Raw genomic sequence first — 19,576 nt, 5'->3', positions numbered from 1 at the left:
CAGATACATGCCGATGTATTCGCCTACGCACCTCGCCCCAAAGCGACCGGCTGATATTTCTATACCCAGGTAGAGGTGTAGATCCAGGGTTGTATCTGATGTATTCAGATACAACCCTGGGCTATTGTGGGGATTAATCTGCCTTGAGTGCCGGTTGTGGCAGGGGTAGATCAGGCAGCTTCTCGGTTAATTGACGGATACCCTGATTCATGACTTGCATCGCTTTATCGGGTTGATCCAGCTGTCGTAGCAGGCGGGCAAGCTCGGCACAGGTGTCCAGATCAGGATCAAGACTCAGACTCTGCTCATAAAACCCAACGGCTTCACTCCATAGCTGGCACTTTGCTGCCAGTCTGGCCAGGGCGATGTACAGCCCGGGGCTCTGTTCATAAGTTGATAACCATTGTTGTGCCTGCTGATATGGTTTACGCGGCTTGGGACTGTCAATCAGGCCGTACAGAGGAATCAACGCTTCACTCCAGCGAGACTCCAAACGCTTTTTCAGCAGCGACTCAGCAGCCTTATGGCCGCCTGCAGCCATCAACTGATGGGCATACTCTGCCACCACCTCATCGTAACCCGATGCAGTTTCAGGCATGCTGACCCAGATACTTTGCAGTTGACGAACCTGTTGTTCAGGTTCTGGTACAGAGCCTCCAGCGCTTGGCGTCTTCTGTTTGTACAGCAGATGTAACAGTGTCTCTCGCTCAAGGCGATTCAGGTTTTCCAGCGGTAGTGCTTTACTGCGGCGTAGATCTGGAAGAATATCAGCAACACCCTGCCAGTCATGCAGCTGGGTCGAGACATCAGCCAATAGAGCTAAAATTTGTTTGTTTTGCGGCTGTTTGCGGCGCAACTTTAATAAGTTGGCCAGAGCGGCCTCTAATTGTCCACGGGCAACCTGAATCTGGGCCTGGGTAATGCTTACCGCCAGACCGGCTTCAGGCGTGGTTTTCAGTGCTTTTTTCAGCAGGTCATCTGCACCGGCCTGGTCGCCGTTTTCATGTGCGGCTCGAGCAGCTGCAAGGTAGTTGATTGCTGGTAGATCAAAGTCTTCGGCACTGCGGGTCAGCACTTTCTGTGCTTTATACCACTCGCCTTCAGACAGAGCCAGCAGGCCTTGCAGGGTTTTTTTACGTGCGGCCTGCTGTTTCCTGGTAACACGCCATTGGCGAAAGCGTCCGCTGGGCAGACGAGTGTTGAAGATCAGGTTGAAAATTACGTGTAAGAGTAAAAAGGCGATCAACAGACCAATCAGAAAGACCCAGAGAGTGGTTTCAACAGTGGTGTTGTTATAGGCCAGTAAAACATAACCTGAATCGGTTACCATCATCTGACCGGTCCAGGCACCAACCACCAATACCAGCAGTAACAGGATAAAAAGGCGTTTCATCAGTTGCCTCCTTCACGCTTCAGGCGGCGCAGTTCACTGATGTGGGTTTGCAAGGCATCCAGTGAGGCATTGATAGAAGGCACCTCGGGGGCAACGTCAATCTGCTTGAGTTCATCTAAGCCGCGCAACAATGACTGGGTGGTGGCATCACTGGGCTCAAAGTAGTCCGCTATCCATTGACTGGCTTTTTCCAGACTATGCGAATAAGCCCCTTGGCGGCGCTGCAGCAGTGCATGCTGTGCTTGTTCTAGCATCAGGTGCAGATTTTGCTGCAGGTAGTAGGTCTGTTCCGGGGAAAGTAAGGGTTCAACCGGTTCATCACGCTGCTGGATCACAACCAGTTGGTCCAGCTTGGACATGGCATTGGATAGTGCGTTTTTGGCCCCGGCACCCCAAGTGTCACGCACCGCTTCAGGTGTCATTTCTTCTAACATGTCAGGTAATTGGCGTCGATCTGATACGGGCGTCATGCGCAGGTCAGACACTCGTGCATTCAATGCGCTAAGGCGCAAGAATACACCTTCTGTATCCAGGCGCGGGACGGCATCCAGTGCGGCGATGTCCTGTGCCAGTGCCTCACGTACAGGATAGAGTGCAGCGTCATCAGCCTGTCGGAGTATTTCGTCGGCGGACCTGAGCAGGGCCAGCGCGCCTGTAGCACTCTGTTCCATCAGCACACGTTGATTGGCAAGGCGTAGCAGGTACTCAGCTTCGGCCAGTAACCAGTCTTTTTCAGAAATGACCTGCTGTGCCTGAACCTGACGTATGCTCTGGGTCAAGCGTTCCTGCAAGCCGTCAACATTGCGCTGGCTGGCAGCAGTTAGCTCCTGCAGTTGGCCCAGTTGCTGATTAATGTTGGCGGCCTGCTCACTAACAGACGAAACCGTGCGAGCAACCTCAGTGGCATTGCTGGCCAGTCGGGTTTCGACCTCGGCGGCCAAATTAATGGTTGAATTCTGCAGTTGTTGATTCTGATAAAACAGATAGCCGGATAAGCCCAATGCGGCCAGAGCGATCACCAGTGCGGCTCTTGCAGGCCAGGGAGACGGCGGTTGTGGTGCCTCCTCTGGTGCGGGGCTGTTCAAGGCTGCAGCGGATGTGGCTTGGTTGATCTCGGGTTCAGTGGCTGTGCTTTCAGTGGCCGTGCTTTCGGTTGCTCTGCTTTCGGCAGCAGGACTGTCCATCGCACTGGTTGTATTAGCTTCAACTGAAGTTTCCGTCGCAGATTGTTCAGTTTCAGGTACAGGCGTTTCAGGATTGCTATTCTGGTCGGTTTTATCAGATTTATTTGTCATGCCAGCTGTTCCAAGTCATTTCCGGGGAGAGTGGCCCGGACCATTGAGTCATCATCCGGTCCCTGAGCAACTCTGACCCGCCTGTATCCCAGCTCCCGTGCAATGACAGCAATGCGTTCACTGGGCACTATTAAAAGCGTGTTGAGCAGCGCTTGATACCGGTCTGCTGAATGGGTTGTAATCAGGGTCTGCAGGTTCAGCAGACTTTCGCCACTGGTAATGAGCAGCGCCGATAAGGGTTCATCCAGCAGTTTCTGCTTTAATGTCTGTTCAGAATAACTGGGCAGGCGTCGATAGTAAACTGTACCATAGTCAACTTTGGCCCCGCGTTCTGTCAGCGTGCTTCTCATCAGGTCACGACCAGCGTTTCCCCGCAGTATCAAAATGCGTTGACCTCCGACCTGCTGAAACCTGTCGCTACTCAGCAGTGCCTCGGAGTCATAGCCCTGATCGCTGGACCAGGCACGAATACCCTGCTGTTCAAGCTGCTTGACTGTCTGTCGACCGATACCTATCCAGTCGATACCCACTGGCAGCTGCGGCCAGAAGTCTTCAATCAGCTCAACACCCAGCCTGGCAGCATTAGGACTGACAAAAATGACTTTTTGATACAGATCCAGATCCAGGATGCGCTGCTTGGTGTCAGTATAGACTGAATCTGATTCACTGACCGGCTCGATCTGGATAAGCGGCAGACAAACGGCTTCACCGCCGAGCGACTGAATCAAAGTCTGCTGTGCCTGACTCTGATGCAGCGCTCGTGTTACCAGTAAGCGCTGCCCCTGCAGGCCATTAACCGCGTTCTGTATAGACATGCTTTAATATGTCATCAGCACCCGCTGCAAGCAGTTGCTCTGCCAGTTGAATGCCTAAGGCTTCGGCTGATTCTACCGGTCCGGTGATTTCATCCCGTAGTACGCGACTGCCATCCGGCAGACCGACCAATCCACGTAGCCAAAGCTGGGTGTTATTCTGCTGCAGCACCGCATAACAGCCGATAGGTACCTGGCATCCACCTTCCAGACGGCGATTCATAGCGCGCTCTGCCAGTACGCGACTGGCTGTTTGAGTGTCGTGTAGTGGCTGGAGCAGGTCGATCAGTTCCTGATCATCACTTCGGCATTCAATACCGACTGCACCCTGCCCACCTGCTGGAAGGCACTCTTCAGCTGGCATCTCTTTACGAATGCGGCTTTCCAGCTTGAGCCTTACCAGACCAGCGGTCGCCAGGATAATGGCATCGAACTCACCCGCATCCAGCTTGCCCAGGCGAGTCTGCACATTGCCACGCAAGCTACTGACTTTCAGGTCAGGGCGGCGCTCGCGCACCTGTACTTCACGGCGCAATGATGAGGTGCCGACATGAGCGCCCTGAGGTAGATCATCCAGTGAGTCAAAGTGGTTGCTGACAAAGGCATCAGTGGGTTTTTCGCGTGGACAAATCACGGCAAGTCCCAGCCCTTCAGGGAACTCCATAGGAACATCTTTCATCGAATGCACAGCAATATCAGCGCGATTCTCCAGCATGGCATTTTCCAGTTCTTTAACAAAAAGGCCTTTACCACCGATTTTTGCTAAAGGCGTATCCAGAATTTTGTCGCCCTGAGTCACCATAGTGACCAGCTCGATCTGGATGCCGGGTGGTGCGCTTCAAGTTCAGCTTTGACATATTCAGCCTGCCAGAGAGCCAGCAGGCTTCGGCGTGTTGCGATACGGATGGTTCTGCTCATAATGGAGTCCTGTTGCCGTGAGTGCAAAAAATCAGACACAGATTGTAGCAGATTAACCCCAACGGGCGATAAACCCCACGGTAATCCGTGGCCAAGCTTGGTATAATGGCGGGATTTTCAGCCATTCGCCAGTTCATGGCCTGTTCATGGAGAGTATCAGTATGAGCAACAAAACCAATCAGCAGTGGGGCGGCCGTTTTTCCGAGCCGACCGATGCCTTTGTGGCGCGTTTTACCGCCTCTGTGGATTTCGATAAGCGTCTCTACAAACAAGATATCCAGGGTTCCGTTGCTCATGCGCGAATGCTGACACAGGTGGGTGTACTCACTCAGGAAGAGTGTGATGCCATTTTGCGTGGGCTGGGTGAAATTCGTGTTGAAATAGAGCGGGGTGAGTTCGAGTGGTCGGTGGCGTTAGAAGATGTCCATATGAATATCGAAGCGGCGCTGACACACAAAATCGGTGTGATCGGTAAAAAGCTGCATACCGGCAGGTCACGTAATGATCAGGTGGCGACGGATATACGCCTCTATCTACGCGATGAAACCGATTTGATTCTGGATGAACTGTCGCGATTGCAGCAGGGGTTGCTGGAGTTGGCTGAGCGCGAAGCGGATACCATTATGCCAGGCTTTACTCATCTGCAAACGGCGCAACCAGTGACCTTCGGACACCATCTGATGGCCTGGTTTGAAATGCTCAGCCGTGATTATGAGCGTTTTGTCGATTGCCGTAAGCGTATTAATATTTTGCCCTTGGGCGCAGCAGCTCTTGCGGGCACTACCTACCCGATTGACCGTCACTATACCGCTGAACTGCTGAAGTTTTCCGCACCAGCGGGTAATTCTTTAGATGCAGTGTCGGATCGAGATTTCGCTATAGAGTTCTGTGCCGCATCAAGTGTTTTGTTGATGCATATGACCCGTATGTCAGAAGAACTGGTGCTCTGGGCGTCGGCACAGTTCAATTTTGTTGATCTGCCCGACCGTTTTTGTACCGGATCGTCGATTATGCCGCAGAAAAAAAATCCGGATGTGCCAGAGCTGGTTCGCGGGAAAAGTGGTCGGGTGTATGGCCATCTGTTCTCCTTGCTGACATTGATGAAGTCTCAGCCCCTGGCATACAACAAGGATAATCAGGAAGACAAAGAGCCGCTGTTTGATACTGTCGATACGGTCAAGGGGTGTTTGCGTGCCTTCGCCGATATGGTGCCAGCTCTGCAGGCGCGTAAAGAGGTTATGCGCGAGGCGGCCTTGCGTGGTTTCTCTACAGCTACGGACCTGGCCGATTATCTGGTGCGTAAAGGTGTTGCTTTCCGTGATGCGCATGAAGTTGTCGGCTTGTCGGTGGCTTATGGTATACGCATGGGTAAGGATCTGGGCAGATGGAACTGTCTGAATTACAGCAGTTCTCGGGCGTGATTGAAGCGGATGTGTTTAGTGTACTGACACTGGAAGGTTCTGTTTCCGCCAGAGACCATATCGGTGGCACTGCGCCGGATCAAGTTCGTAAAGCCGTTGCAGTTGGTCAGCAGTTATTGTCTGGCCGAGATCAGCACAGCTGATTTCTACAGGTATAGAAAAAACTTAACCGGGGCGGGTTAGTCGTTAGTTAACCCGCCCCGGTGCATAGTCAAACCTTGAAACGTCCAATCCGGCCCTGGAGGTCACTGGCGAGCTTGGCCAGTTCGTCCGCTGCTGTATTGACTTGATCAGTACTGCTTGAGGTCATTTCAGCCGCATCGGTAATAAAGCTGATATTGTGGTTTATTTCATCGGCAACCTGGGACTGCTGACGAGCTGCTTCAGCAATCTGAATGTTCATGCTGTTAATGGTCTCTATCGCGCCAGCAATACTACTCAGTGCTTCATTGGTATCGTTGCAACTGGTCACACTGGTGGTGGCTTTGCTACGGCTTAACTCCATTGAATTCACCGCTTTTTCGGCTCCGGATTGCAGACGTTCAATCATGTGTTGAATATCCACCGTTGAGTTCTGGGTACGACTGGCGAGGCTGCGTACTTCATCGGCCACCACCGCAAATCCACGTCCCTGTTCACCAGCGCGTGCGGCTTCAATGGCGGCATTTAATGCCAGCAGGTTGGTCTGGTCGGATATGTCACGAATCACATCGAGAATTTTACTAATCTCCCGGCTATCATTAGACAAGTGATTTATGATTTGAGCGGCTGCCTCGATGTCACTAGCCAGCCCTTGAATCGACTGTTGGGTGTTAACCAGTTTTTGTTTGCCAGACAAGGCCAGTTCATTGGCTGCGCCAGCGGCATGCGAAGTCTGGTCAGCATTGTCGGCAACTTCGGTGACTGTGGCGGTCATCTCATTCATTGCGGTAGCGACTTGCAGGGTTTCAGACTGCACTTTTTTAGCTTGCTGTGAGGTGTCTGTACTGGAGGCTGACAGCTCTTCGGCTGCGGCAGACAGTTGAACTGTCGCAGCACCAACCTGTTTGATCAGGCTGTGGATATGTTCAACAAAATGATTGAATGAACTGGCCAGGTCTGCCAACTCATCACGGCCAGTTTCATCCAGACGTGCAGTCAGATCACCATCACCAGCGGCAATATTGCGTAAGCTGTCAGCCGTTGTTTTCAAAGGTTTGATAATGCTGCGAGCCAGTAATGTTGCCATCAGCAGGCCCAGCAAGACTGACACTATGCCGATTACGACGATACGTATCAGTGCCTGTTGGTAGCCCTGCACATATTCAGTACGGTCAATCATCAGTTCAACGACACCTAAGGGCTTGCCAGAGAAGTCCATGATCGGGCGCGCCATAACAGCCCAGCTCTGTTCACCTCTGTCGACTTTGCTAGTGTAGACCTGACCTTGCATAACCTGATTTAGTTGTGTCTGAGACAGGGAAGTATTATTTTCAATCGTGGTGGCGAAGGTATTGAAGCCACTGTCGGCTGGGATATGCAGTGCGGCCTGTGCACCAAAACGTTCAGTAAAGGTGTTAAAAAAGTCCTGGCCAAATGAAAGCCCAACTTCAGCTGAGCCTATATGGCGTTGTTGATGATAGACAGGAATGACACCACGTAGACCGATGCCAGCAACACCGCTTTCCAGACCGCTTTGAGCATGCTGCTGCTGGTTGGCTTCAAGTACTGTCAGGCGAAAGCTGCTGAGGTCATCATCATATTTATCCAATTGATGCAGGCGCAGATAAGACGTGGCGGGTGGCTGGTGGAATTGAAACTGGCGGATGTTATACGTTTCTTGTAGCGCTTCAAACACCGGCTGTGTCAGTTGTTGTAGCAGTGCTCTGTCGCGGTTAGCGAAGGCTTCAGAAATACCAACGCCACTTGTGGCGGCGGTGGTGATGCGTAACGCCTGTTCGGCTGTTTGATCAATGGATGCCTGCAGTGCGTTATGTAGATCTTCGAGTTGACGGCTTTCGGCGCGTTGTGTGATATTACTTAGCAGGTTCAGGACGGTGGGAATAATGATGGCAATGACCAATGCCAACATGATGGCTGTACCCAACGAAAGACGGATGGATATGCGTATATTTCTCAGCATTGACAGAGGTCCTTGAGCCAGTAACCGGGTATCCGGCTGCTTTCTAATTAAGTTATTGTTAATTTAATTCAAGCACATTTTATAAGATTATAAAACTGTACTTTGGACAAATGTCAATCAGCTGCTGCTGGTCTTAAAAATATCAGGAATACTTATGTTATCAGTAGTAACGGTGCTCTGGCCGGTGTTTGCACTTTTGCTTACCGGCGCGGGCATGCGTCGTTTTGGCTTCCCTGGTGATGGGTTTTGGCTGCCAGCTGAGCGCTTGACTTACTACTTTTTGTTTCCAGCTTTGCTGATCCACAGTCTGAGCCAGGCTTCATTGTCAGGTCAGGAGTCTTTGGTATTGATGCTGGCCGTGCTGCTGTTGTTGAGTGCAGGAACGCTGGTTTGTTATGCTCTGCGACGTTTCTTGCAGTTGGAGAGTGCGGCTTTTACGTCCTTTTATCAGGGCAGTATGCGTTTCAATACGTTTGTGGCCCTGGCGGTTTCCTCGGCCCAGTTTGGCTCTGCCGGGATAGCGTTAGCCGCCGTGGTAGCAGCGGTAATGATTCCTGTGCTGAATCTGCTCTGTGTGTTGGTGTTCGCTCATAATGCAGATCGCCAGCCAACATTCGGTGGTGTGCTGAAAACACTGCTGACAAATCCACTGATATTAGCATCAGTATTGGGTGTCATTATTAACCTGGCGGGGGGCTTGCCTGAGATGATGCGGCCCTTCTTTGTGCTCTTGTCACAAATGGCGCTGCCACTGGGGCTGCTGTCGGTTGGAGCCGCTCTGAACCTGTCGGCCTTGCGTCGTTCAGGGCGAGGGATGCTCTTTGCTATTGTGATTAAACTACTGATCTTCCCCTTATTTGCTGCGCTGATTGCGCTGTTGTTGGGTTTATCGACCCTGGCAGCGGGGGTATTTATTACCTTTGCTACCATCCCTACAGCTACATCTGCCTATATTCTTGCGCGCCAGCTGGGTGGTGATGCGTCACTTATGGCGGCTATCATTACTGCGCAAACCTTATTATCTATGTTAACTATCCCATTTTGGCTGATGTTACTGCTGTGAAAATACATTTAATTCATAGGGTTTGGATGGTTGTTCAAGATATGGGCTTAACTCAGTCATATAACATCCAGTAAAAAAACAAAAAAAATCTTGTAATAGACTTGAAATATTTTCTATTTATGAAACACTGTGCTTGCGTGGTAAACACCCGTTTGGTGTTTTTATAGTCAGCTTAAATGACTGTTTAACTAATACACTGCAATCAATTAATAAAAGAGATAAACAAGATGAGACGGAGTCCTGATCTGGTGCTGGTGTTAGTGCTGGTATTTGTAGTTGGCACTGTAATGACTGGTGTATCTCAGAGTGGTATTGAGTTTGCTGCTGTAGTTCAGCAGGTCTTTAATAGCTGAAGCGATAAATACCTGTTTCTGTCACGATACCTGTTAACGGAACATCCCAGCTTTGCATTGCCAGGCTGCTCACTTTTTGTAATTCGTGTGCCAGGCCTATTAGTTTTGGTCCTCTGACTCCTTTGGATCGCAGCTTGAAGCCGAAAGTCCGGTCGTAATAGCCGCCCCCCATCCCTAGTCGCCCACCTTCAGTGTCAAAAGCTACCAGTGGAAGAAAAACCAGGTCCAACGCCCAGGCAGGTGTCTTGGGTGTGTGTTGTAGTTTAGGTTCGGAAATACCGTAGCTGTTCAAGCGCATGGGGCTGTCTACCCTGTAGGGTAAAAACCATAAGCGGTTGTGATGTATCGGATGAAGTACCGGCAGGTAAACAGTTTTTCCTAATTGCCAGCATAAGCGAATAAGCGGTTCGGGCTGATCTCGCCATCATTGGGCAAATAGAGAGCGATTTTTCGCGCACGTCGAAACCAGAGTTGTTGTTTAAGGTTGAGGCAAAGTTGTTTGGCGTGCTGTTTTTGTTCTGTGGCGGAGAGTGATCGGCGTTGGCGTCTGATTTGTTGGCGTAAGGCTTTACGGTCATCTGGCATGATGAGGGTCTCCCAAGGTGCCGTTTACTGGTTCTGGCCCTGAACCGTGAGGTTCAGAGAGGGAGCAGTTTCTGACATATTAGGCTTTCCGGCAAGCGGACATGCACACAACATCAAAGTGACACTCCCGTTTAGAAGGATATAGGCTCGAGGGACTTAACCAGCTCTCAAACACCTCAGGAGACAATTGCATTATACCAGATTAGCCGTGATTGTCAGCTACCCGAGCTGGATGTGTTCAATGCATTATCAATTTTACTGCCAAGGTGGCGCAAGTGTGTATCCACACTCTGCCGCTGAGATTCCTTGTTTTTCAACAATTCGTGCGACATGTTCAGTGCAGCCATCACTGCAATGCGTTCAAGCCCGACAATCTTCCCGGTGTTTTTGATCTCGCGCATTTTATCATTCAGATAATCGGCTGATGCCAACAGTTCAGCTTCAGCGCCATCTGGGCAGCTGATAGTGTATTCTTTATCAAGTAGTCTGACAGTAACACTTCTCGCTGTTGTCATGATCCGTGCTCCAAGGATTTCAACCGGGAAATCATGGCCTCAATTTTACTTTGGGTTTGTGTGTTCAGTTGCATCAGCTGGGTGCGCTCTTCTTTTAAACGCTGTTCTGACTCGTGCAGGCGTTTATTTTCTTTTTCCAGTTCGTTGAGTCGAGCGATCAGTTGATCAACTTTGTGTTCCAGTGCATTAAAAAGATGTTCACTCATGTCCGGGCGCTTCCTGACAACCATCATGTTTTATATTAACAGCCTGTGGCAAACCTTGACATCCTTTGCGGATAAACTACCGAGCTTGACGCGCATTCTGGTCATTTAGACAGGCTATTCATACCCTCTACAGTAAATGCTAGCATAGCCAGCCTCTGATTTATTTATTTCTCTGATGGATATTGAAATGACTGCTGAAAAAACGCTGCCTGACCTCCCTGATTTTGATGCCATTGCTGACCTGATGATCAGTGAAGGGGTGTTGACTCTATCACCGGCTGAGCTACACGGGCTGATGGCCGGTCAATTGTCTGCCGGTGCGCGTTTTGATACGGATACACTCCTGCGTGTGCTGTGTGAATTGATGAACGTCGATCAGTTGGTGCAAGATGAAGGCAAGCTGCTATTTGCATCACTCTATCATATAACGCTGGCGCAGCTACTGGATGAAGATCTTGGCTTTCGTTTGTTGCTGCCGGATGATGAGCAGGAAATCAGTCAGCGAGTTGATGCTTTAAGCAGCTGGTGTAGTGGCTTTTTGGCCGGCTTTGGTATGTATCTTGGTGAACAGCCTATGTCTGATGCACTTAAAGAAGGGCTGCAGGATTTTGCTGAAATAGCCCAGGTATCGACAGATCCGGATGAATTGGATGATGAAGATGAGTCTGGATTGCTGGAATTGCAAGAGTATGTGCGTATGGCCGCTTTGTATATATTCGCTGAATGCAATCCTGATGTTGACCCTGATCCAGCGGATAAGCGTAAACAGTTACATTGAGTATCACCCGAGTGTGAGTAGGTAATAATGAAAATTTGCATAGATGAGTTTCGTCAGCGCCGCAAACAACTGCTGCGGCAGTTGCCCGAAAACAGCATTGCCCTGGTGCCCGCAGCAAGCATGAAAACCCGCAATCGGGATGCGGAGTATGCTTTTCGACAGGATAGCGACTTTTATTACCTTACCGGATTTAATGAACCGGATGCTTTGTTAGTGTTGATGCCGGGTGGCTCAGAGGGTGAGTCGATTTTATTTTGCCCGCCGCGTGATGCCACCATGGAGATATGGACCGGCTACCGTGCTGGCCCCGAAGGCTGTATTCATGATTTTGGTATGGATCAGGCATTTAACCTGGATCAGCTGGATGAGCAGATGCCGGCATTGATCAATGGCAAGGCGGCGCTATGCTATGCTCAGGGCAGTGATGCCGGGTTGGATGCAAAAGTGGCGAGCTGGCTGAATACGTTGCGTGCCAAGGTCAGGTTGGGGTTCAGTCTGCCGGAGCAAACTCTGGTGTTGGATAAGTGGCTGCATGAGTTGCGCTTATTCAAATCAGAGGCCGAGTTACAGGTGATGCAGCAAGCGGCAGAGCTGTCGGCTCAAGCCCATTGTCGCGCAATGCAGCTATGCTGCCCCGGAATGATGGAGTATCAGTTAGAGGCTATCATTCAGCAGCATTGTGCTATGGCAGGTGCGCGCTTTCAGGCTTATTCCCCGATTGTGGGTGGCGGTGTTAATGCCTGTATTCTGCACTATATTGATAATAATGCCGTGCTAAAGGATGGCGATCTGGTATTAATCGATGCGGGTTGTGAGCTGGATAATTATGCCAGTGATATCACCCGGACCTTTCCGGTAAATGGACATTTTAGTGAGGCACAGAAACTGCTGTATCAGTTGGTGCTGGATACACAGGAAGCTTGTATTGATGCTATCCGTCCAGGTGTGCCCTGGGGTGATATTCATGAGTTGTCGGTGCGGCTGCTGACTCAGGGGTTGCTGCAGCTGGGCTTGTTACAAGGTGAGCTAGACGCTCTGATTAAGTCTGAAGCTTACAAACCTTTTTATATGCATCGTATCGGCCATTGGCTGGGTATGGATGTGCACGATGTCGGGCGCTACAAAGATGCCGATGCCTGGCGGCCTTTGCAGCCGGGTATGGTCATGACTGTGGAACCTGGATTGTATATTGCTCCTGACAATCAAGAGGTTGATTCCTGCTGGCGTGGTATAGGCATACGTATTGAAGATGATGTGGTGGTAACTGAATCCGGGCATCTGGTGCTGACTGCCGGAGTGCCCAAATCAATAGCCGGGATTGAGGCGCTGATGCGCCGTGGAGACGGTGAATGAGAAAACACTATGATCTGGTGATTGCGGGTGGTGGTATGGTGGGAGCGAGTCTGGCTTGTGCCTTGTTGCCGGTAGCTCAGGCGTTGCAACTTAAAATCGCCCTGGTTGAATTGCAGCCCTTGCCTCCACCGGGTGAAAACCGTTTCCAGCCCAGTTACGATGCACGCTCCACCGCTTTGGCTTATGGTGCGCGTTCCTTTTATCAGGCCACCGGTGTATGGCAGCGATTGCGTGAACACCTGACACCGATTGAGCATATTCATGTTTCTGATCGTGGGCGCTTTGGTGTTACGCGTCTGCATGCGGTTGATGAGAAGGTCGCCGCTCTGGGCTATGTGGTTGAGAATCACTGGTTGGGCCAGGTGTTGCTGGATCATATTCGCCAGGATGACTCAGGCTGTCTTGATTTTATCTGTCCGGCTGAGATTCAGTCGTTCACACCCTGTGAAGATTACAGTCTGTTGAGTGTGAAGACCCCTGATGGGCCGTTGGAGCTGCAAACGGAGCTTGCCGTAATTGCTGATGGTGGACGTTCAGGCTTGCGAGAAGCGCTGGGTATATCCTGCGATGAACATAGCTATGGCCAGCATGCCCTGGTCGCCAATATCAGCCTCGACCAACCCCACCAACACATTGCTTATGAGCGTTTCACTGATTCTGGTCCTATGGCATTGTTACCCGGTGAAACACTGGATGGAGAGTATCGCTGCGGTTTGGTTTGGACCTTGCCGGACGATGAGGTCGCGCGCGTGCTGGCGCTGAGTGATGCGGCCTTTTTACAGCAGTTGCAGCAGGTATTTGGTTACCGTGCCGGTCGTTTTGTGCGGGTTGGTGAACGCTACCATTATCCCCTGAAGTTGACGCTGGCCCAGGAGCAAGTGCGTGCAGGGCTAGTGGTGCTGGGTAATGCCGCACACGCTTTGCATCCGATTGCCGGGCAGGGCTATAACCTGGCGTTACGTGGCGTTACGGATCTGGCTGAGAACCTGATTGCCTCACGGCAGATGGGTGTGTCCCTTGGGGATCTTGCACGCTTACAATTATACGAGCAGCGGCGTAAGGCTGATCAGTTACGTACCATTGGCTTCAGTGATAAAACCATGCGCTTGTTTTCCAATCCTAACCCGTTATTAAGTCTGGGTCGTTCAATGGGGTTGCAGTTGCTGGATGTTTGTCCGCTGGGCAAAACCCTGTTTGCGCGCACGGCTATGGGGCTGGATTCGCCAGCTCTGCAGTTGCCCCGATAGAGGATTCTTTGATGCAGCAGCCTGAAGATAATAGTGTCGATGTAGTAATTAACGGAGCGGGGATGGTCGGTGCCGCTCTGGCGTGCCTGCTGGCGCAAGCTGGTATGCGTGTTGTTGTGCTTGAACCACGTACTGAAGCCCCACAACAACTGCTGGATGAGCTTCCTGAGTTACAGTCACAGGGCTATGATGCCAGAGTCAGTGCGCTGACTCTGGCATCCCAGGCGCTGCTGTCCTATATCGGTGCCTGGCCAGTCATCGAAGCGACAAGGGCAGCCGCGTACCAAGGGATGGAAGTGTGGGATGGTTTGGGTCGCGGACATATTCATTTCAGTGCTGCTGATCTGCATGAACCTTATTTGGGACACATTGTTGAGAACCGGGTGACGCTGGCCGCACTGTACCAGTGTTTATTGATGCAGCCAGGTATTGAAGTGCGTAATGCTGTGCAGATGACAGCCCTGTCGGCTCCAGATGCTCTGGGAGGTCGCTGGTTGACGCTAAGCCAGGGTGAGCCACTTTATGCGCCCTTGTTAATAGGGGCTGATGGAGCAGAGTCACTTACTCGTCAACTGGCCGGTATCCCCGCAACGGCTTGGGATTATGGTCATCACGCACTGGTCACTAGCGTCACCACCGAAGCTTCACACCAGTGGCAGTGCTGGCAGCGCTTTACAGAGGATGGGCCGCTGGCCTTCCTGCCGTTGGCATCAGAAACGCCTGACCGTGTGTCGATTGTCTGGTCAACGTCACCTGCGCATGCGCGCGCTCTGCTGGCACTGGACGATGAAGCGTTTTGTGATGCATTGAGTCGGGCTTCTGATACCTGCCTGGGTCGTGTGCTTGCGGCTGATCCGCGTCAGGCGATCAACTTACGCCAGCGTCATGCGCATAGTTATGTTGTGCCGGGTGTGGTGTTGGCTGGTGATGCGGCACATACCATTCATCCGCTGGCAGGGCAGGGTGTCAATCTGGGCTTTCTCGATGTGGCGGCGCTGGCTGAAGTGCTTATCGATGCTCATGCTCAGGGTGAAACACTGGGTCATCTGAGTGTGTTGCGCCGCTATCAACGTATGCGTCGCAGTGATAATTTGCGCATGTCCGCCACCATGGAGATGTTTCGGCGCTTATTTGGTGAGCGACCTGCGCCGATTCGTTTGTTGCGTGGCAGTGGTATGAATCTGGTTAATCACTTGTCGCCGTTGAAAAATCATCTGGCAAGTATGGCGATGGGATTGGATTCTGATCTGCCGCGTATGGCCCGACGTGATAATTCTGCTGCGTAAAGGATCAGACAGGCATTGAACTGATCAGAGTTTGTCGCTACATTAGGTTCCCTTTTTTTGCATTCAGGCGTTTGTGTCTCTGTTTCGCCTGCTGAATGTTGTATAGATGAGCTTTCCAATGGGTAATAGAACCGTTCTTTATAATCAACACCTCGCCATGGGCGCCAAAATTGTCGACTTTGGCGGATGGGATATGCCCCTGCACTACGGCTCCCAGGTTGAAGAACACCATCGGGTGCGCCGTGAATCCGGTATGTTTGATGTCTCGCACATGACGGTGGTTGATATCACCGGATCGGATGCGCGGGATTACTTGCGCCGCCTGCTCACCAATGACGTTGCCCGGCTGATGCACAAGGGCAAGGCACTCTACAGTGCTATGCTGAATGAGCAGGGTGGTGTTATTGATGATCTGATTGTGTATTTGATGACCGATCCGGGCGTGTCTGGCGAGTGGTTTCGGGTTGTGGTCAACTGCGCAACCCGTGAAAAAGATCTGCGCTGGATGTCCGATCAGGTAATGAAAATGGATGTGGCACTTTCGGAACAACCGGATCTGGCGATGATCGCTATTCAGGGGCCGCAAGCCTTATCGCAGGTTAAAGCGGTTGTCAGTGAGTTTCGTAAAAGCCTGATTGATGGCCTGAAGGTGTTTCAGGGGCAGGAATCGGAAGGTTGGTTTATTGCCCGTACGGGTTATACCGGCGAGGATGGCCTGGAGATCATGTTGCCTGAGGAAGAGGCTGAAGTCTTTTGGCAAGCTTTGGCTAAAGTCGGTGTGTTTCCCTGTGGTCTGGGGGCGCGCGACACTTTGCGCCTTGAGGCGGGCATGAATCTGTATGGCCAGGATATGGATGAACATGTCAGTCCGCTGGTTTCCAATATGGGGTGGGTCGTCGCCTGGGAACCTGAAGAGCGTTGGTTTGTTGGTCGTGATCCCTTGGCTGCAGAACGTGCAGCAGGCCCAGCCACTAAGTTGGTTGGTCTGGCGCTGGAACAGGGCAAGGGTGTATTACGTAATGGTCAGTCGGTGATTACCGATGCTGATGCTGAAGGCCGTATAACCAGTGGTGGTTTTTCACCCACGCTGGGCTATGCTGTAGCTTTAGCAAGAATACCCGCAGCTGCATCCGGTGAAGCCGAGGTGGATATGCGTGGGAAACGGGTCAAAGTGCGCGTCGTCAAGCCGCCTTTTGTCCGCCAAGGTCAAAAAGTTTATTCCTGAAACAGGTAGGAAAACATGAGCAATATTCCGAACGAACTCAGCTACGTTGCCAGTCATGAATGGATCCGCAATGAAGGTGACGGCACCGTCACTATCGGTATTACGGATCATGCCCAGGAACTTCTGGGCGATGTCGTATTTGTTGAACTGCCCGAAGTGGGTGATCAGGTCTCTGCCGGTGATGATATTGGTGTGGTGGAATCGGTCAAGGCCGCATCGGATGTGTATGCGCCGCTGACGGGCGAAGTGATTGCTGTGAACGAGGATCTTGAGGATGCTCCGGAACTGGTGAATGGTGATCCTTACGGCGATGGCTGGTTTATACGCTTGCGTTTGACTGATGTTGAAGAGCTGACCGATCTGTTGGATGCCGATGGTTATGCTGAGCATTGTGAAGCGGAAAGCTGAGCCTCTCTAACGCTTTTTGCCCACCCAGATCCCCGGCAACAGCCGGGGTCGTCATTATTGGATAAGTAATTTTAATGAACTTTCAGTCAGTGATCCTAAATGCTGGATCTGAGCGTCGTCTCAAAGCCGGCCATTTATGGATATACAGCAATGAAATTGACACCCGTCAGTCGCCACTGAAAAACTACGAGGCTGGCGAGCAGGTCGTGGTTCAGGATGCCAAGGGCAAGGCGCTGGGTATTGCTTATCTTAACCCGTCAAACCTGATCTGTGGTCGCTTAGTCAGTCGTGATATTCGTTATCCGCTGGATCGCTCACTGTTGGTGCATCGTCTAAAGGTCGCGCTTGGACTACGTGAAATGCATTTTTCACAGCCTTGTTACCGTTTGGTTTATGGTGAATCAGATGGCTTGCCGGGATTAGTGATTGACCGGTTTTTTGATATCTTTGTGGTGCAGATCTCTACGGCGGGTATGGAAGCCGTGCGTGACGAGATCGTTGATGCGATGAATAAGGTGTTCCAGCCTCAGGCAATCCTGTTTCGCAATGACGGTAAAATGCGGGCGATGGAGGGGCTGGATAGTTATGTTGAAGTGCTGCAGGGCGAAGTGCCGGAGTTTGCGCCATTAATTGAAAATGGGGTTAACCTGGTAGCTCCAGTACTGGATGGACAGAAAACCGGTTGGTTTTATGACCACCGCGACAACCGTGCGCGGATGATGCAACTGGCCAAAGGCAAGCGTGTGCTGGATCTGTTCAGTTATGTCGGTGGCTGGGGTGCCCAGGCGCTGGCTGCGGGTGCGGCGGAAGTGGTCTGTGTCGATGCGTCACAGACAGCACTGGATGTGGCCGCTGAAAATGCGCGTCTTAATGCGGGTGAAATGCGCTTCAAGGGTTTGCGTGGTGATGCGTTTGATATCTGCAAAGCGTTGATTGCTGAAGGTGAGCGCTTTGATATTGTGATTACCGATCCCCCGGCGTTTATTCAGAAGCGTAAGGACATCCGCAATGGCGAGCGTGCTTATTCCCGAATTAATAACTTTGCTATGCGGTTGCTGGGTCGTGATGGTGTGCTGATTGCGGGCTCCTGCTCCATGCATCTGACGCGTGAAAGCCTGGTGGACATACTGCGCGGTAACACGCGTGAGTTGGACCGCTCAGCACAGCTGTTTACCCAAGGGCATCAAGGTGCCGACCATCCGATCCATCCAGCCATTCCGGAAACTGAATATCTGAAAGCCTGCTTTTTGCGCGTATTGCCTGCAGGCTGATAGCCTGGGGCAGAGATCAGCGCAGATCCAGTACTGGCCAGTGGCGCTCTTGGGCAACGGCCAGTAGCGTTTCATCTGGGTTAACGGCAACAGGATGGTCTACGGCTTCCAATAAGGCAGATCGTTACAGGAGTCACTGTAAAAATAACTCCCCTTGAGTGAGTTGCAGGTTTGTTCAAGCCAGGCCTGCAAGCGCACTACCTTGCCTTCGCGAAAGCACGGTGTGCCTGCAACATGACCTGTGTACTCTCCATTAATTTCTTGGGGCTCGGTTGCCAATAGATCATCAACACCCAGTCTTCTGGCGATAGGGGCGGTAATAAAGCTGTTGGTGGCGGTAATGATCAGCAAAAAATCGCCCGCCTGGCGATGCTGGTCCAGCAGCGCCTTAGCTGCGGGCAACATCATGGGTTCAATGCGCTCTTGCATGAAGCGATCATGTAGTTGTTGCAGATGTTCGCGGGAAAAGCGGGTTAAGGGATGCAGTGCAAAGCCAAGAAACTCTTCAATATCCAGTGTGCCCTGCTGGTAGTGCTGGTAAAAGCGATCATTGGCTTCACGGTAAGCCTCGCGGTCAACCAGCCCCTCATCGCAGAGGAACTCCCCCCAGGCGTGATCACTGTCGCCGTTCAACAGAGTGTTATCCAAATCAAAAATCGCCAGTCTCACGCCTAATGCTCCTGTGTAACCTGAATGAAAGCGTGATAGCTTAATCTGAAGTCCATTGTGGATGCAATCAGTCGAAACTGGCTATTTGCCCGAGCGTCTAACTGTGGAACAATAAAAGCCAACAGAATGATGAGTCGGGTAGTAGATTGTGATTGATGCAGAGGGGTTTCGGCCAAATGTCGGTATCATTCTGGTGAACTCGCTGGGGCAGGTGCTTTGGGCAAGACGCGTTGGGCAGGATGCCTGGCAGTTTCCCCAGGGCGGGATCCAGCAGGATGAATCACCCGAACAGGCGATGTACCGGGAATTAGAAGAAGAAGTAGGGCTGCAATCAACCGATGTTGAGCTTTTGGCCGTAACGCGAGGCTGGTTGAGATATCGTTTGCCGCGACGCATGATCAGGCGCAACTCGCTACCTATGTGTGTTGGGCAGAAGCAAAAATGGTATTTGTTGCGTATGCTGAGTCATGACAGTGCGGTGAGGATTGATCAGACCGAAAAACCTGAGTTTGATGGTTGGCAGTGGGTAAGCTACTGGTATCCATTAGGGCAGGTGGTTTCGTTCAAGCGTGAAGTCTATCGAAAAGCGATGAAAGAATTATCGCCTAAACTGTCAAAAGTATTGCAGCCGTAGTTAACTCAGATCCAGTCAGGTA

Annotated in this window: 16 protein-coding genes, 1 other RNA gene and 4 pseudogenes; 11 read left to right on the top strand and 10 right to left on the bottom strand. The window is 51.4% G+C overall.

Annotation, left to right across the window (positions count from 1 at the left end):
• Positions 1 to 133 precede the first annotated feature (133 nt).
• From LH51_RS17485 to hemC, 4 genes and pseudogenes are all read right to left on the bottom strand, one after another.
• Positions 134 to 1,393, bottom strand: coding sequence for a heme biosynthesis HemY N-terminal domain-containing protein (locus tag LH51_RS17485; RefSeq protein WP_036524735.1), 1,260 nt, complete (start codon positions 1,391 to 1,393; stop codon positions 134 to 136).
• Positions 1,393 to 2,688 carry a uroporphyrinogen-III C-methyltransferase gene (locus tag LH51_RS17480; RefSeq protein WP_036524732.1) on the bottom strand — a complete coding sequence of 432 codons (1,296 nt, stop codon included), beginning with the start codon at positions 2,686 to 2,688 and terminating at the stop codon, positions 1,393 to 1,395. The genes LH51_RS17485 and LH51_RS17480 overlap by 1 nt, the downstream gene beginning before the upstream one ends.
• Entirely contained in the window at positions 2,685 to 3,503 is an 819-nt protein-coding gene (locus LH51_RS17475) for a uroporphyrinogen-III synthase (protein ID WP_036524729.1), read from the bottom strand. The genes LH51_RS17480 and LH51_RS17475 overlap by 4 nt, the downstream gene beginning before the upstream one ends.
• Positions 3,481 to 4,418, bottom strand: a pseudogene (gene hemC / locus LH51_RS17470) (hydroxymethylbilane synthase). The gene LH51_RS17475 and the pseudogene hemC overlap by 23 nt, the downstream one beginning before the upstream one ends.
• 161 nt (positions 4,419 to 4,579) lie before the next feature.
• Between hemC and argH the strand changes: the two are divergent.
• Positions 4,580 to 5,982, top strand: a pseudogene (gene argH, locus LH51_RS17465) (argininosuccinate lyase).
• A gap of 68 nt (positions 5,983 to 6,050) precedes the next feature.
• On the opposite strand, the gene LH51_RS17460 reads toward argH, so the two are convergent.
• Positions 6,051 to 7,961 carry a methyl-accepting chemotaxis protein gene (locus LH51_RS17460; protein ID WP_036524726.1) on the bottom strand — a complete coding sequence of 637 codons (1,911 nt, stop codon included), beginning with the start codon at positions 7,959 to 7,961 and terminating at the stop codon, positions 6,051 to 6,053.
• Between the two features lie 154 nt (positions 7,962 to 8,115).
• Between LH51_RS17460 and LH51_RS17455 the strand changes: the two genes are divergently transcribed.
• Both LH51_RS17455 and LH51_RS23750 read left to right on the top strand, forming a co-directional pair.
• Complete coding sequence (locus tag LH51_RS17455; RefSeq protein ID WP_036524724.1) at positions 8,116 to 9,024, top strand: AEC family transporter; 909 nt, start codon at positions 8,116 to 8,118, stop codon at positions 9,022 to 9,024.
• A gap of 227 nt (positions 9,025 to 9,251) precedes the next feature.
• A complete protein-coding gene (locus LH51_RS23750) occupies positions 9,252 to 9,377 on the top strand; it encodes a hypothetical protein (RefSeq protein WP_268746595.1) in 126 nt (41 codons plus the stop codon).
• On the opposite strand, the pseudogene LH51_RS17450 reads toward LH51_RS23750, so the two are convergent.
• From LH51_RS17450 to LH51_RS17440, 4 genes and pseudogenes are all read right to left on the bottom strand, one after another.
• Positions 9,367 to 9,962: pseudogene (locus tag LH51_RS17450) on the bottom strand (5-formyltetrahydrofolate cyclo-ligase). The gene LH51_RS23750 and the pseudogene LH51_RS17450 overlap by 11 nt on opposite strands.
• 5 nt (positions 9,963 to 9,967) lie before the next feature.
• Positions 9,968 to 10,148, bottom strand: a non-coding RNA gene (gene ssrS / locus LH51_RS20240) — 6S RNA.
• A 29-nt stretch (positions 10,149 to 10,177) separates the two neighbouring features.
• The gene (locus tag LH51_RS17445) at positions 10,178 to 10,477 is read right to left on the bottom strand and encodes a cell division protein ZapA (protein ID WP_036524721.1); all 300 of its coding nucleotides are present in this window, start codon (positions 10,475 to 10,477) and stop codon (positions 10,178 to 10,180) included.
• Positions 10,474 to 10,683, bottom strand: a complete 210-nt coding sequence (locus tag LH51_RS17440) for a TIGR02449 family protein (protein WP_036524718.1) — start codon at positions 10,681 to 10,683, stop codon at positions 10,474 to 10,476. Before LH51_RS17440 ends, LH51_RS17445 begins: the two co-directional genes overlap by 4 nt.
• Before the next feature lie 187 nt (positions 10,684 to 10,870).
• On the opposite strand from LH51_RS17440, the gene LH51_RS17435 reads away from it, so the two are divergent.
• From LH51_RS17435 to LH51_RS17405, 7 genes are all read left to right on the top strand, one after another.
• The gene (locus tag LH51_RS17435; protein ID WP_036524821.1) at positions 10,871 to 11,461 is read left to right on the top strand and encodes a UPF0149 family protein; all 591 of its coding nucleotides are present in this window, start codon (positions 10,871 to 10,873) and stop codon (positions 11,459 to 11,461) included.
• 27 nt (positions 11,462 to 11,488) lie between these two features.
• The gene (pepP, locus tag LH51_RS17430) at positions 11,489 to 12,814 is read left to right on the top strand and encodes a Xaa-Pro aminopeptidase (RefSeq protein ID WP_036524715.1); all 1,326 of its coding nucleotides are present in this window, start codon (positions 11,489 to 11,491) and stop codon (positions 12,812 to 12,814) included.
• Positions 12,811 to 14,061 carry a 2-octaprenyl-6-methoxyphenyl hydroxylase gene (ubiH, locus tag LH51_RS17425; RefSeq protein ID WP_036524713.1) on the top strand — a complete coding sequence of 417 codons (1,251 nt, stop codon included), beginning with the start codon at positions 12,811 to 12,813 and terminating at the stop codon, positions 14,059 to 14,061. The genes pepP and ubiH overlap by 4 nt, the downstream gene beginning before the upstream one ends.
• An 11-nt stretch (positions 14,062 to 14,072) precedes the next feature.
• Positions 14,073 to 15,347: a UbiH/UbiF/VisC/COQ6 family ubiquinone biosynthesis hydroxylase gene (locus LH51_RS17420; protein WP_036524711.1), complete on the top strand. Its 1,275-nt coding sequence runs from the start codon at positions 14,073 to 14,075 to the stop codon at positions 15,345 to 15,347.
• Positions 15,348 to 15,465: 118 nt separating this feature from the next.
• Positions 15,466 to 16,572 (top strand): glycine cleavage system aminomethyltransferase GcvT, encoded by a 1,107-nt coding sequence (gcvT, locus tag LH51_RS17415; protein WP_036524819.1) that lies wholly within the window; start codon positions 15,466 to 15,468, stop codon positions 16,570 to 16,572.
• A gap of 15 nt (positions 16,573 to 16,587) precedes the next feature.
• On the top strand, positions 16,588 to 16,980 hold the full coding sequence (gene gcvH / locus LH51_RS17410) for a glycine cleavage system protein GcvH (protein ID WP_036524709.1): 393 nt from the start codon (positions 16,588 to 16,590) through the stop codon (positions 16,978 to 16,980).
• A gap of 74 nt (positions 16,981 to 17,054) precedes the next feature.
• Positions 17,055 to 18,251 (top strand): class I SAM-dependent rRNA methyltransferase, encoded by a 1,197-nt coding sequence (locus tag LH51_RS17405; RefSeq protein WP_036524706.1) that lies wholly within the window; start codon positions 17,055 to 17,057, stop codon positions 18,249 to 18,251.
• A gap of 16 nt (positions 18,252 to 18,267) precedes the next feature.
• On the opposite strand, the pseudogene LH51_RS17400 reads toward LH51_RS17405, so the two are convergent.
• Positions 18,268 to 18,920, bottom strand: a pseudogene (locus tag LH51_RS17400) (HAD family hydrolase).
• Between the two features lie 148 nt (positions 18,921 to 19,068).
• Here LH51_RS17400 and LH51_RS17395 point away from each other — a divergent pair.
• On the top strand, positions 19,069 to 19,554 hold the full coding sequence (locus tag LH51_RS17395; RefSeq protein ID WP_036524704.1) for an RNA pyrophosphohydrolase: 486 nt from the start codon (positions 19,069 to 19,071) through the stop codon (positions 19,552 to 19,554).
• Positions 19,555 to 19,576 lie beyond the last annotated feature (22 nt).

It is taken from the genome of Nitrincola sp. A-D6, assembly GCF_000764495.1.
GTDB lineage: Bacteria > Pseudomonadota > Gammaproteobacteria > Pseudomonadales > Balneatricaceae > Nitrincola.
This window is presented reverse-complemented; position numbering and strand designations above follow the sequence as displayed.

Excerpts from the sequence above, each read along its gene's own strand:
- LH51_RS17485 (WP_036524735.1), bottom strand. The coding sequence starts at position 1,393 with ATGAAACGCCTTTTTATCCTGTTACTGCTGGTATTGGTGGTTGGTGCC.
- LH51_RS17480 (WP_036524732.1), bottom strand. The coding sequence starts at position 2,688 with ATGACAAATAAATCTGATAAAACCGACCAGAATAGCAATCCTGAAACG.
- LH51_RS17475 (WP_036524729.1), bottom strand. The coding sequence starts at position 3,503 with ATGTCTATACAGAACGCGGTTAATGGCCTGCAGGGGCAGCGCTTACTG.
- LH51_RS17460 (WP_036524726.1), bottom strand. The coding sequence starts at position 7,961 with ATGCTGAGAAATATACGCATATCCATCCGTCTTTCGTTGGGTACAGCC.
- LH51_RS17455 (WP_036524724.1), top strand. The coding sequence starts at position 8,116 with ATGTTATCAGTAGTAACGGTGCTCTGGCCGGTGTTTGCACTTTTGCTT.
- LH51_RS23750 (WP_268746595.1), top strand. The coding sequence starts at position 9,252 with ATGAGACGGAGTCCTGATCTGGTGCTGGTGTTAGTGCTGGTATTTGTA.
- LH51_RS17445 (WP_036524721.1), bottom strand. The coding sequence starts at position 10,477 with ATGACAACAGCGAGAAGTGTTACTGTCAGACTACTTGATAAAGAATAC.
- LH51_RS17440 (WP_036524718.1), bottom strand. The coding sequence starts at position 10,683 with ATGAGTGAACATCTTTTTAATGCACTGGAACACAAAGTTGATCAACTG.
- LH51_RS17435 (WP_036524821.1), top strand. The coding sequence starts at position 10,871 with ATGACTGCTGAAAAAACGCTGCCTGACCTCCCTGATTTTGATGCCATT.
- pepP (WP_036524715.1), top strand. The coding sequence starts at position 11,489 with ATGAAAATTTGCATAGATGAGTTTCGTCAGCGCCGCAAACAACTGCTG.
- ubiH (WP_036524713.1), top strand. The coding sequence starts at position 12,811 with ATGAGAAAACACTATGATCTGGTGATTGCGGGTGGTGGTATGGTGGGA.
- LH51_RS17420 (WP_036524711.1), top strand. The coding sequence starts at position 14,073 with ATGCAGCAGCCTGAAGATAATAGTGTCGATGTAGTAATTAACGGAGCG.
- gcvT (WP_036524819.1), top strand. The coding sequence starts at position 15,466 with ATGGGTAATAGAACCGTTCTTTATAATCAACACCTCGCCATGGGCGCC.
- gcvH (WP_036524709.1), top strand. The coding sequence starts at position 16,588 with ATGAGCAATATTCCGAACGAACTCAGCTACGTTGCCAGTCATGAATGG.
- LH51_RS17405 (WP_036524706.1), top strand. The coding sequence starts at position 17,055 with ATGAACTTTCAGTCAGTGATCCTAAATGCTGGATCTGAGCGTCGTCTC.